This is a genomic window from Pseudonocardia humida, from assembly GCF_023898865.1.
Lineage (GTDB): Bacteria > Actinomycetota > Actinomycetes > Mycobacteriales > Pseudonocardiaceae > Pseudonocardia > Pseudonocardia humida.
Window position 1 is genome coordinate 184,895 of record NZ_JAGSOV010000011.1, and the last position, 12,592, is coordinate 197,486.

At 74.7% G+C, this 12,592-nt stretch carries 10 protein-coding genes and 1 pseudogene; 5 read left to right on the forward strand and 6 right to left on the reverse strand.

Annotated elements, in window-relative coordinates:
- Positions 1–6: 6 nt before the first annotated feature.
- Positions 7–1,605 (reverse strand): acyl-CoA carboxylase subunit beta, encoded by a 1,599-nt coding sequence (locus tag KDL28_RS06030; protein ID WP_252436209.1) that lies wholly within the window; start codon positions 1,603–1,605, stop codon positions 7–9.
- Between the two features lie 18 nt (positions 1,606–1,623).
- A complete protein-coding gene (locus KDL28_RS06035; protein WP_252436210.1) occupies positions 1,624–2,775 on the reverse strand; it encodes an acyl-CoA dehydrogenase family protein in 1,152 nt (383 codons plus the stop codon).
- Between the two features lie 89 nt (positions 2,776–2,864).
- On the opposite strand from KDL28_RS06035, the gene KDL28_RS06040 reads away from it, so the two are divergent.
- The 5 genes from KDL28_RS06040 (at position 2,865) to KDL28_RS06060 (ending at position 8,920) form a co-directional block, all read left to right on the forward strand.
- Entirely contained in the window at positions 2,865–3,491 is a 627-nt protein-coding gene (locus KDL28_RS06040) for a TetR/AcrR family transcriptional regulator (protein ID WP_252436211.1), read from the forward strand.
- A 71-nt stretch (positions 3,492–3,562) separates the two neighbouring features.
- Positions 3,563–5,281: an AMP-binding protein gene (locus KDL28_RS06045; RefSeq protein WP_252436212.1), complete on the forward strand. Its 1,719-nt coding sequence runs from the start codon at positions 3,563–3,565 to the stop codon at positions 5,279–5,281.
- Positions 5,282–5,372: 91 nt separating this feature from the next.
- A complete protein-coding gene (locus KDL28_RS06050) occupies positions 5,373–6,146 on the forward strand; it encodes an ATP-binding protein (RefSeq protein WP_252436213.1) in 774 nt (257 codons plus the stop codon).
- Positions 6,147–6,794: 648 nt separating this feature from the next.
- Positions 6,795–7,145, forward strand: coding sequence for an STAS domain-containing protein (locus KDL28_RS06055; RefSeq protein ID WP_252436214.1), 351 nt, complete (start codon positions 6,795–6,797; stop codon positions 7,143–7,145).
- Between the two features lie 872 nt (positions 7,146–8,017).
- A complete protein-coding gene (locus tag KDL28_RS06060) occupies positions 8,018–8,920 on the forward strand; it encodes a slipin family protein (RefSeq protein WP_252436284.1) in 903 nt (300 codons plus the stop codon).
- Positions 8,921–8,952: 32 nt separating this feature from the next.
- On the opposite strand, the gene KDL28_RS06065 is transcribed toward KDL28_RS06060, so the two are convergent.
- From KDL28_RS06065 to KDL28_RS42055, 4 genes and pseudogenes are all read right to left on the reverse strand, one after another.
- A complete protein-coding gene (locus KDL28_RS06065) occupies positions 8,953–9,261 on the reverse strand; it encodes an STAS domain-containing protein (protein ID WP_252436215.1) in 309 nt (102 codons plus the stop codon).
- Between the two features lie 217 nt (positions 9,262–9,478).
- On the reverse strand, positions 9,479–10,261 hold the full coding sequence (locus KDL28_RS06070) for a GAF and ANTAR domain-containing protein (RefSeq protein ID WP_252436216.1): 783 nt from the start codon (positions 10,259–10,261) through the stop codon (positions 9,479–9,481).
- 153 nt (positions 10,262–10,414) lie between these two features.
- Complete coding sequence (locus KDL28_RS06075; protein WP_252436217.1) at positions 10,415–11,347, reverse strand: MEDS domain-containing protein; 933 nt, start codon at positions 11,345–11,347, stop codon at positions 10,415–10,417.
- A 146-nt stretch (positions 11,348–11,493) separates the two neighbouring features.
- Positions 11,494–12,237: pseudogene (locus KDL28_RS42055) on the reverse strand (MEDS domain-containing protein); the annotation flags it as partial.
- Positions 12,238–12,592: the final 355 nt, after the last annotated feature.

The window sequence follows — 12,592 nt, forward strand, 5'->3', positions numbered from 1 at the left end:
TCCGCCTCACATCCGGAAGACGCCGAAGCCGCGCCGGCCGGCGACGCGCTGCGAGTGGACGGCGGACAGGGACATCCCGAGGACGGTGCGGGTGTCGCGCGGGTCGACGATGCCGTCGTCGTAGAGGCGCGCGGTGACGAAGAAGGCGTGCGACTCGGCCTCGATCTGCGCCTCGATCGCCGCGGTGCGGGCCCGGTCGGCGTCCTCGTCGAAGGGCCTGCCCTGGGCCGTCGCCGAGGCCCGGCCCACGATCGACATGACCCCGGCCAGCTGCGCCGCGCCCATCACCGCGAGCTTGGCCCCGGGCCAGGCGAACATCAGCCGCGGGTCGAAGGCGCGCCCGGACATGCCGTAGTTGCCCGCCCCGAACGACGAGGCCATGTTGATCGTCAGGTGCGGGACCGCGCTGTTGGTCACCGCGTTGATCATCTTGGCGCCGTCCTTGACGATCCCGCCCTGCTCGTAGTCCTTGCCGACCATGTAGCCGGTGGTGTTCTGCAGGAAGACCAGCGGGGTGTCGGTCTGGTTGGCCAGCAGGATGAACTCGGTGGCCTTCTTGGCCTCCTCGCTGAACAGCACCCCGCGGTGGTTGGCCAGCACCCCCACCGGATAGCCGTGCACGCTCGCCCACCCGGTGACCAGCGAGGTGCCGTAGAGCGGCTTGTACTCGTCGAAGTCGGAGCCGTCGACGGTGCGGGCCAGCACCTCGCGCGGGTCGAAGGGGACCTTGGGGTCGGGCGGGACGAGCCCGAGGATCTCGTCGGGGTCGTAGCGCGGCGGCTCGGGGTCGGGCGCGGGCGCCGGACCGAGCTTGCGCCAGTTGGTCCGGGCCATGATCGCGCGGCCGAGCCGGATGGCGTCGCGCTCGTCGGCGGCGAAGTAGTCCGACAGGCCCGAGACCCGCGAGTGCATCTCCGCCCCGCCCAGCGACTCGTCGTCGGACTCCTCGCCGGTGGCCATCTTGACCAGCGGCGGCCCGCCGAGGAACACCTTGGCCCGGCGGTCGACCAGCACGGCGTAGTCGCACATGCCGGGCACGTACGCCCCGCCCGCGGTGGAGTTGCCGAACACCAGGGCGACGGTGGGGATGGCCAGCGAGGACAGCTCGGTGAGCTCGTGGAAGATCCGGCCGGCCGGCACGAACAGGTCGGCCTGGGTGGGCAGGTCGGCGCCGCCGGACTCGACCAGGTTGATCACCGGGAGCCGGTTGGTGCGGGCGATCTCCAGCGCGCGCAGCGTCTTGCGCAGCGAGAACGGGTTCATCGCCCCGCCGCGCACGGTCGGGTCGTGCCCGATGACCACGCACTCCACCCCGGACACGACGCCGATGCCGGTGAGGACGGAGGCCCCGACCGTGAACTCGGTGCCCCACGCGGCCAGCGCGGACAGCTCGAGGAACGGGCTGTCCGGGTCGAGCAGCAGCTCCAGCCGCTCGCGCACCGGGAGCTTGCCGCGCTCGCGGTGGCGCTGCGCGTAGCGCTCCCCGCCGCCGGCGACGGCCTTCGCCAACTGCTCGTCGAGCTGGTCGAGCGCGGCCAGCTGGGCCGCGCGGTTGCTCGCGTACGCCTGCGACGAGGTGTCGAGCAGGGACTTCAGTACCGGCATCAGCGCCTCTCCCCCGGCTCAGTACGACCGCGGCAGGCCCAGGCTGTGCTGGGCCACGTAGTTCAGGATCATCTCCCGGTTGACCGGCGCGATCCGCAGCAGCCTGGCCAGTCCCCAGTACGGCAGCAGTCCGAACTCCTGGGACACGCCGTTGCCGCCGTGCGCCTGCACGGCCGCGTCCAGCGCGGCCAGCGCCGCCTCGGCGGCGGCGTACTTGGCGATGTTCGACGCCTCGCCCGCCGGCAGCCCGTTGTCGTGCAGCCACGCCGCCTTGCGCGCCATCAGCGCGGCCAGCTCGGTCTCGATCTTCGCATGGGCCAGCGGGTGGGCCACGCCCTGGTGGGCGCCGATGGGCCGGTCCCAGACCCGGCGCTCGTTCGCGTAGCGGGCGGCGCGTCCCAGGGCGTAGCGGGCGATCCCGACGCCCAGCGCGGCCCCGGTGATCCGCTCCGGGTTGAGCCCGTGGAAGACCTGCCGGAAGCCCTGGCCCTCGGTGCCGACCAGCGCCTCGGCGGGCAGCCGGACGCCGTCGAAGTGCAGCGTGAACTGGGCCTCGGGCAGCATCACGTCGACCGGCAGCCGGGTCGTCGTCAGCCCCGGGGCGTCGGTGGGCACCAGGAACAGCGACAGCCGCGCGGTGCCCGCGTCGTCGCGGCCGGTGCGGGCGACCAGCAGCAGCGCGTCGGCGCCGTCGACGCCGGAGATGTAGTACTTCTCGCCGTTGACGACCCACTCGGCACCCTCGCGGCGGGCGGTCGTGGCCAGCCGGCGGGTGTTGGAGCCCGCGTCCGGCTCGGTGATCGCGAAGACCACCTTCTGCCGCCCGCTCGCCAGCCCGGGCAGCCACTGCTCTCGCTGCTCGTCGGTGCCGTACTCGACCAGGATCTCGGCCGAGATGGCCGCGGTGACCAGCAGCAGCAGGATCGGCGCCCCGCGGGCCGCGATCTCCTCGCAGACGATCGCCAGCTCGACCAGCCCGCCGCCGCCCCCGCCGTGCTCCTCCGGGATGTTGACGCCGATGAACCCGGCGTCGCCGAGGGCGTGCCACAGCTCGGTGCACTCCCGGCCCTCGCGGGCGTGTTCGACGTAGTAGGCGCCGCCGAAGGGGGCCGCCACGGCGCCCACGGCGGCCCGCAGGTCCCGGTGCTCGTCGCTCTCGACGAAGTCCACGCCGACCCCCGTCCGCCGTTGTGCTCCCGATTGTGATTCCGAGTTCACTAGTTCTCGCACGCTACCCCGGCGCCTGCCATGATGGCCAGATGCCGCCCGCGACCGGTTCCCCCGCGCCCGCCGGAGCCCGCCGCCGCGATCCGGGCCGGCGCGAGCGCATCCTCACCGCGGCCGCCGAGCTGGCCGCGCGGCGCGGCTTCCACACCGTCGGGATGGCCGACATCGGCGCCGAGGCGGGGATCGTCGGCTCCGGGATCTACCGGCACTTCGACAGCAAGGACGCCATCCTGGTGGCGCTGCTCGACCGGGTCATGGCCCGGCTGCAGGACGGTGCGACACGCATCGTCGCCGAGTCGCCCGACGACCGCAGCGCGCTGTCCGCCCTGGTCCGCGACCACATCCGGGTCGCGATCGAGGACCGCAGCGTGCTCGCGGTCTACCACCGGGAGATCCACAACCTGCCCGCGGACGACCGCAGGCGGCTGCGCAGGCTGCAGCGGCACTACCTGGAGGACTGGGTGCACGTGCTGGCCCCGCTGCGCCGCGACCTGGCCGACGGGGAGCTGCGCCTGGCCGTGCACGCGGCGATCGGCGCGATCCAGTCCACCCTGTTCTTCCGCAGCGGGCTGCCCGCCGACCGGCTGACCGGGCTGCTCGACGCGATGACCCACGCCTGCCTCGGCGTAGAGCCGACCGCCGATGTGAACCGGGAGTGACTCGACCCTTGCCCCGGTGACCCCGCTCACGCATGCTGGGGCCCGCTCACCGGCGGCGAAGGGGCTGGCACATGACTGGGCAGACGGCGGGCCTACCGCACATCCCGCACGGCACCGACCTCCCGGACGCCGCGGCGATCGACGTCGAAACCCTGCGCGGGCGGCGGGCGGTGCACCGCTGGGAGCGGACCTCCGTCGGCGACGTCTTCGAGCGCCTCACCTGGAGCCGCCCCGACCAGGTGGCCATCGCCGCCGCGGACGGCGCCTGCGGCGACGAGCGCTTCGCCGCGGTCACCTACCGGCAGGCCGACGACGTGGCCAACCGGTTCGCCCACGCACTGGCCGACGCCGGCCTCGTCCCCGGCGACCGGGTGCTGCTGCTCTGCGAGAACTCGGTGGAGGCGTTCCTGGCCAAGATCGGGGTGGCGAAGGCGGGGATGGTGGCGGTGCCGCTGAACCCGGGCCTGGCCCCGGACGTGCTCGAGCACCTCATCGGGCGCACCGAGCCGCGGTTCGCGCTGGTCGACGCCGAGCTGTGGCCGCGGGTCGGGGCGGTCTTCGCGGCCGCCGGGCTGGCCGTCGGCGCCACGGTGACCATCGGCGGCGGCCCCGTCGCCGGCAGCCCCGCCTTCGCCGACCTCCTGGAGGGCCGTGCGGCGACCGAGCCCGACGTCGAGGTCCACGGCGACGACATCTGGCAGCTGCTGTTCACCTCGGGCACCACCGCCATGCCCAAGGGCGTGATGCTCTCGCACAGCTACGCGCACCTGGCCGGGCTCAACTTCGCGCTGTCGCTCACGCGCGGGCTGCGCCACGAGAGCGACCTGCGGCTGACCACCTTCCTGCCGATGATCTACCACGTCGGCGACGAGATCTTCCCGTTCGGCACCTTCCTGGCCGGCGGCACCCTGACGCTGGGCAGGCGCCCCGCACCCGGTCCGGTCGCCGCGGCCACCCCGGGCGCCACGGCGCTGTGGGCGGGCTCACCGCAGTTCGTCGCCGCGCTCGCCGACGAGCTCGACGCCCACCCCGAGCTGGACGTGTCCGCCCTGACCACGCTCGTCTACGGCTGGGGCGCGCTGGCCCCCGCGCTGATCGAGCGGCTGGAGCGGCGCTGCGCACCCGGGTTCGTCACGCTCGGGATCTTCGGCCAGACCGAGGCCATCGCCTGCCACCGGTTCTGGCCCACGCGCTGGCCCGACGTGCACGCCCGCAGCGCCCCGGCCGTCAACTACGTCGGGCTGCCCAGCGGACTGCTGGCCTCCGACGTCGTCGACGAGGACGGCGCACCGGTTCGCGACGGGCGGCCGGGCGAGGCCGTCTACCGCTCCCCCGTGATGACCGCCGGCTACTACCGCGACGTCGAGGCCACCCGCGAGGCCTTCCGCGGCGGCTGGTTCCACTCCGGCGACAGCGCGGTCGTCGACACCGGCGCCGACGGAGCCGGCCTGCGGATCATGGTCGACCGGTACAAGGACATCGTGAAGACCGGCGGGGAGAACGTCAGCAGCCTGCGCGTGGAGGCCGTGCTGCACGAGCACCCCGACGTGCTGCGCGCCGCGGTGGTCGGGCTGCCGCACGAGCGCTGGGGCGAGGCGGTGACCGCCGTCGTCGTGCCGTGCGAGGGCAGCTCGCCGACCGCCGAGGACGTGATCGCGCACTGCCGCGCCCGGCTCGGCGGCCACGAGACGCCCAAGGCGGTCGTCTTCACCGACGCCCTGCCCGACACCGTGGGCGGCAAGATCCTCAAGTACCGGCTGCGGGACCGGTACGCCGACCTCTACCGCTGATCAGCCCCGCATCGCCGCGCGCCACCGGGTTTGCCGCCGGGGAGTCCGGTTACCTCCCAGGCACGACCCAGGTGTTCGGACTGGAGGACGAGTGGCGGGCCCGGTGCACGACCCCGGCGGCATCCCGGCCGGCATCTCGATCGCCGTCGAGCACGCGGGCGACGCGACGATGTGGCTGACCGGTCGGCTGTGCGTGGCCGACTGCGCGGCGGTGGGCGCGGTGCTGGACCGGCTGCTGCGCGACGCCGACTGCGTCACGATCGACGTCGGCGGGCTCACCGTCGAGCAGCCCGCGGCGCTGGACGTCCTCACGACGGCGCTGCTGGACGCGGGCGGCTGGCCGGTGGCGAAGCTGGCGGTCCGCGGCACCGACCGGGCGGTGCTCCGCGCGCTGCACCTCTCCGGGGTGTCCCGCTCGGTCGCCGTCGCCGGTTCCTCCGCGGGCGCCCGCAGGGCCTGCGACCGGCGCCCGGCCCAGGTGCGGGCCCGGCAGGCGCTGCCGCCCGAGCCGGAGTCGGTGCAGCGGGCCCGCCGGTTCCTGGAGATCCGGCTGGCGCTGTGGGCCTACCCCGGCGCCACCGCCCCGGAAGCGGTCCAGGTGGTGAGCGAGCTGGTCACCAACGCCGTCGAACACGCCGGGACACCGCTGCACGTCGACGTGGTCCTCGACGACACCGCGCTGCAGTGCCGCGTGCGGGACTACTCCTCGGAGCTCCCGATCCTGGACGAGCCCTGCACGCGGCTGCAGGGCGGCCTCGGCCTGCACATCGTCGACGGCCTGGCGACCGACTGGGGCTGCACCCCGCACCCCGACGGCAAGACGGTGTGGGCCCGCTTCGCCGCGGAGCCCCCACTGGCCGGCTGAACCGCTCGCGACCGGTCCCCGCAACCCCTCCCCGACCAGCCGCAGCCCGTGCGTGCCAGGTGTGCGGGGGTTCCGGGCGGCAACCCTGGGTGTGTCGACGTGACGGCAGGGGCCGGACCCCTGCTCGTTCAGAGGTCGCCCGCCGCGCAGGCGCCGCCTTTCCGCGTCTCTGAGCCGGGCCCGGGGCTGGGCGCGCCGCCGGCTGACGTTCCTGTCTAGGGCGCCTCCGGTGAGGACCTCAGCTCCAGCAGGGGGTGCGAAGTGGGTGGGGAGTGGGCGCTGCGCGCCCACCGGGGGCTCGCCCGGCTCGCGGCGGTGCGCGCCGCCTCGCCCGGGGCGCGAGCGCGACTCTCGTTGCGTCCGGTGGAGCGAGCGCGACTCTCGTCCCGCCGGGCGAGCGAGTGGCGCGTTGGGCCGGCCCCATTCGGGCGAGGGCGCCGTGGCGTCGGTGGTGGGGGCGGGGAGGGTGCGGCGGCCCCGAGTTCGCGGAGGTGGTCAGGCCGCGCTCGGCCAGCGCGGCGGACCACCCGACGACTCGCCGAGCAGGCGCAACGGCCCCATCATGGTCGAGCGGGCTCCGGAGCCGCCGCGATCTCCACGGCGGGCGGCTCCCCGACACCGCGCCGAACGCCGACCGGGAAGGTGCTGATGCTCTTCGACGTCTCGATCGCCTGCGCGATCGATCGACGCACGACCGTCGTCCGGATCAGCGGTGCGGTCGACATCAGCACGCGCGACGCGTTCGTCGCCGCGATCGAGTGCGCCGCGGCGTTCGGCGGCCCGATCGAGCTCGACCTGAACGGCGTCACGTTCTTCTCCGCGGCCGGGATGCACTGCATCGAGCACGCCGACCGGCTCATGGCCTGCGGCGGCCACCCGCTGCGGCTGGTCGTCCGCCGGACCAGCCCGGTCATGATCGTCCTGGACGCCGTGCAGCCGCACCGGCGCTGGTCGATCGACGCCGGCCCGACCGGGAGCCGACCCGCCCCGACGGCGTGAGCCGTCACCGTCGGGCGCGAGCCCGTCCGCGAGGTGGCCCCGATCAACGCGGACAAGGGCTTCGACCACCCCTCGAACTCGGTCGCAGGCCGGCGCCGCTGCGTCGGCGCGGCGTGCTCGTCGTCGCCGCCGGCTACGTCGTGCACAACCTGCGCGGCATGGACTGGAAGCTCACCGACGACGGCTACGACTGGGCGCGCCGCTTCGACGAGGAGACCACGGCGCGCATGCCGACCGACCCCACGGAGATCGCGACGCTGGACGGGCACCGGGACTTCCGCGACGCCGTCCCGACCCCCGACCACTCACCCCGGCCTTGTACCTGGCCGGCCTCGCGGCCGCCTCCCCCGCGGGGGACACCGACGTGCTCGTCGACGGCTACGCCTACGGGTCACTGTCGATGACCGCGTACACCTCGGGCTCGCCTGCCCCGACGCCGCCGGCACCGGCGGATCGCCACGGCCGCCCGCCGACCTCCCCCCGGACGGCTCGAACATCTGGCGGACCCGGCCCGGCCATCGACCCGGCTCCATCCCGGACATATCGTGTTACGATAGACCGGCGAGGTCCGGCAGTGGTCGACACGTCCACGGAGGGCTCCATGCCCAACGAGCACGAGCGGCGGGGTGCCGCGCGACCTCGAGCGCCGGTCCGCCACCGAGGACCCCGAGGTCGTGCCGGCGTGGACGGCGCTGCTGCTGGTCGACGGGGCCGGCGCACGGTCGCCCACCAGCCCACGCGCGCCCATCCGGGCCGCCGCCCGGCGCTGCCCACCGCGGCAGCGCGGCACCGCTCGACGACACCCACCGACCGGCACCCGCGGGGGTGAACCGGACGCCCCGGCGGTTCCGGGGCGGGAGACGGAGGACGACATGCTGATCACCCTGGCCGTGCTCGCCGTGGCCGTGGCCGTGCTGCTGCTCGCGACGGGTGTGCGGATCGTCAACCAGTACGAACGGGGGGTGGTGTTCCGCTTCGGCCGGGTCCTGCCCGAGACCCGCGGCCCCGGGCTCGCGCTGCTCGTCCCGGTCGTCGACCGGCTGCGCAAGGTGAACATGCAGATCATCACCCAGCCGGTCCCCGCCCAGGACGGCATCACCCGCGACAACGTCACCGTCCGCGTCGACGCGGTCCTCTACTACCGGGTGATCGACCCGGTGCGCGTCGCCGTCGACGTGCAGGACTACTCCTCGGCGATCCTGCAGGTCGCCCAGGCCTCGCTGCGCTCGATCATCGGCAAGAGCGACCTCGACGACCTGCTGTCCAACCGCGAGCAGCTCAACCAGGGCCTGGAACTGATGATCGACAACCCGGCGGTCGGCTGGGGGGTGCACATCGACCGCGTCGAGATCAAGGACGTCGCGCTCCCCGAGTCGATGAAGCGGTCGATGTCGCGCCAGGCCGAGGCCGAACGCGAGCGCCGGTCCCGCGTGATCACCGCCGACGGCGAGCTGCAGGCCTCCACGACGATGGCCCGCGCCGCCGAGGTCATGTCCGAACACCCCGCCGCCCTGCAGCTGCGACTGCTGCAGACCGTCGTCGAGGTCGCCGCGGAGAAGAACTCCACCCTCGTGCTCCCGTTCCCCGTGGAGCTGCTGCGCTTCCTGGAACGCACGACACCCCCGGCCGAGCCGGGCCGATCCGGCGAGCCCGCGCAGCCCGAGCCCGCGCGCTCGGAGGCGCCGGATCCCGAGCCGGAGCCCGAGCAGACCAACGGCGTCGCGCCGGCCGCGCCCCGGCCGCTCACCGCCGAGCAGCGGGCCGCCCTCACCTGAGCGGTGGGGCGGCGCCTCCGGTCAGGCGCCGGTCAGGCGCCCGAGTGGCACGAGCCGCCCGCCGAGACCCGGGCGATCGCCTGCTCGACGGTCGGGGACGTGCTGAAGGGGTCGCGCAGGTCGACGTGGTCGAGGAGCAGGCGCACCGGCCAGGGCACGGCGGCGAGCACGAGCCGGTGGCCCGTGCGCCGGAGCCGGCCGTCCAGCGCCAGCAGCGCCCGCAGGCCCCCGATGTCGAGGAACTCGACCCCCGACACGTCCAGCACCAGCCCGGCGGCGAGCATCCCGTCGAGTTGCTGGACGAGTTCCGGCGCGCTGCACCGGTCGACCTCACCGGACACCGCCGCCACCGTGGGCGCGGGCGAGGTCGCGGGTGAGGTCGCGGGGTGGATTCGGATCATCAGCTCCGGCACGGGGACTCCCAGGGCAGCGGCCAGCACGACACGGCCGCCCTGCGGGACCGCGTCAAAGGTTAGCCAACTCGCGCCGGCTTGGCAGCACCCGCACGTGTGAGACGGCGCCGACACCGCCGGCCCGGGACTCCCCCGGCGCGGTCGGTCAGGAGAAGCGGGGCCGGTCGGTGGGGGGCTGCCCGCCGACCGCGGTGACGATCTCGACGGCGACGTCGCGGAGCTTGACGTTGCGGTTCTGCGAGATGCCGCGCAGCAGGTCGAACGCCTCGTCGGCGGTGCAGCGGTGCTGCCCCATGATGATGCCCAGCGCCTGGTCGATCACCGCGCGGGAGGCCAGCGCGGCCCGCAGGTGCGCCGACATCTCACTGCGCTCGGACATGCGCACCGCCAGCTCCAGCGCCCGGGAGGCCTCGTCGGCGAAGCGGCGGGCCACGAGCTGCTCGGCGGGCCCGAACGCCCGCGGCACGCCCGCGTAGAGGTTGAGCGCTCCGATCACCGCGCTGTCGGCGCGCAGGGGCAGCGACAGCGACGACCGGACCCCGTGGCCCAGCGCCGGGACCCGGTAGCCGCCCCACCGGCCGTCGTCGGCGAGGTCCTCGACCAGCACCACCTGCCCGGTGGCGACGGAGCGCAGGCAGGGACCCTCGTCGTGGCCGTACTGGACCTCGTCGACCTGGCCGGCCCGGCTGTCGCTGCTGGCCACCGTGGTCGCGCCGCGATCGCGGCGCAGGGTGATCCCGCACGACACCTCACCGGGCAGCACCTTGACCGTGAGAGCGGCGAGCTGGTCGAGGAACGCGGTGATGTCCTCGGTGGTCAGCAGCAGCTGCTGCAGCTCGGCGACCGCTGAGCTCGCCTCGGTCACGTCGGGTGTCGGGGCGCCCGGGGCGGATCCGGACGCGCTGCCGGGGGAGATGTGGTCGGACACGCGACATATCCCGTCTGGCAGCTCCGGGACGACCGGGCTGCGTGGTAGCGGCGAATCAAAGACGGCTCGCCACGGGGCCTGACGGGCGCGGAGTGCCTCCGACGGCGCCAGGGTCGCACAGCCGGGGCCCTGATCGCACGCCACCGTCGCCGCTCAGCTGCCCGGCCGGAACTCCAGTCCCACGCCGGCGACGCCGTCCTCGGTCACGACGCGGACGGTGTCGGCGATCCCGCGCACCAGCAGCAGCCCGATACCCGTGCTGCCGTCGGCCCAGTAGCCCGCCGTCGCCGGGATGGCGCCGTCGCTGCGGCCGTCGACGCGCACGCGCACGCCGTCGTCGACGGCCCAGGCCCTGATCCGCACCGGGGGGTGGCCGTGCTGCAGCGCGTTCGTCGCCGCCTCGCCCACCGCCAGGAGGACGGCTCCGCCGTGGGACGGGTCGACGCCCCGGGCGCGGACCGGGAGCCGGGCGATCCAGTCCCGCAGGGCGCGCCGCAGGTCGCGCAGCTGCTCGGCCGTGTGCAGGACGAGGTCGACACCGGTGTCGCCGGGGACCGGTGGCAGCCGTTCCGGGTGGGCGGCGAGGTAGTCCGCGGGCTCCAGGTAGTCGGGGTTGCCCACGGCCGGCCCGTCGGCGCGCAGCATCGCCGGGTGCACCCGCCGCACCCGGTCCAGTAGCGGTCCGGGGAGGGTGCGGACGTCGTAGAGGCAGGCCCACCGGTGCCCGAACGGGGAAAGCACCTCGTTGCCCGCGGCGTCCAGGCGCACCCAGGACTCGACCCGGTCGACGTTCGGGGTGCCGTGGACGTCGTCGTGGTACTCCGAGATGAGTCGCACGGTCGTACCGGCCTCCCGCCGCTCGCGGAACAGCCGCCGGTAGCCGTGGGACACCGCACCGAGATCGCGGAAGGAGATGTCGGTGGCCCAGTCGACCTGCCCGGCGGCGTCGCTGCCGAGGGCGGCCCGCAGCAGGTCCCGGGTACCGGGTGAGACCACCGCGAACAGCCGCTCCCCGAGCGACAGGCCCTCACGCAGGTACCTGCCGGCCACCTGCTGCAGGGTGTCCTCGGAGTCGTAGAAGGCCACCGCGTGGTCGTGGACCGGGGCGGGGTCGCATCGGCGCCGGGTACCGGCGCAGGCCATCGACCGTCGCCGCGCAGCTCGATGGACGGGCCGTCGGACAGGTCCAGGACCGAGAAGACCTGCCGCAGCATCGGGTCCGCGTTGGCCAGGACCAGGGTCTCGCCCGCGGGCAGTGAGTCGGCCGCGCGGTGCAGGGCGTGCACCCCGCCCGCCGCGCAGAACTGCAGCTCGGACAGGTCCACGACGCGCACACCCGCGTCGAGGGCCCCGCGCAGGACGTGGAAGACGCGCTCGGAGTTGCTGAAGTCGATCTCACCGCGCAGGTGCAGCGCGCCGGCGCGGACCCGGGCGCCCCAGATCTGGTCGTCGACGTCGTCGAAGTGCCCGGACATCATCTCGTCGGCGAGCTCGGGTTGCCGGTCCGGCCGGTAGCGGCACAGCGCCGACATCCCGGCGTCCACGGCCACCCGGCGCACCCCGTGCTCGTGCAGCACCGCGGTGTCCGCGCCGTCGGCCACCGCGGCCAGCACCGCCGACCCGGTGACCACCGACAGGCCGGACCACCCCTGGTCGTGCGCCTCGTCGACGCGCGAGCGGTGCATCCGCGCGAGGCCCTCGGCCGTGCCCGCCGACTCCGCCTGGACGGCGGCCGGCTCGAGCACCTCCACCTGCTGGTCCGCTGCCCCGCGGACGAGCGCGGCCAGCACCTGGTCGCGGCTCTCCGCGGGCTCGAGCTCGTAGACGATCTTCTGCCGGCGCCGCACCGCGTCGCCGACCCACGCCGCGACCGGGTCACCCTGCCCTCCGGGCGGGTGGTTGCGCTGGTTCACCAGCAAGGTGTGCGCGACGCCTTCGACCACCTCTGACGGCCCCTTCTCCGCAGCTGAGAGCATGCCCCGACCCGGACGGACGGGCACCGCGCCCGGCCCGCCCGGTCCCGTGGCGACTCCCGGGGCCCGGACGCGGGTCCACCCCGGCTGCCGCCCCACCGAGTACCCGAGCACGCCGAGCGTTGCACGTCCGGCGGGGTCGCCACCCCCCGGGCCCCGGGCGCGGGCGGGCGGTCCGCCGTTCGGTCGCCGCCCATCCAGCGAGGCCGTAGTCTGGTCGCGCTCGGCCGTGGTGATCGTTCTCGCCCGGTCCCCGACCTCGGACCGGGCGTCCGCCGCGGACCGACCACGCTGAGGAGCCGAGGATGCACTGCCACGCGGCGTCCCGGCGCCGTCCCGCGGCCGACCCGTCGGAGCA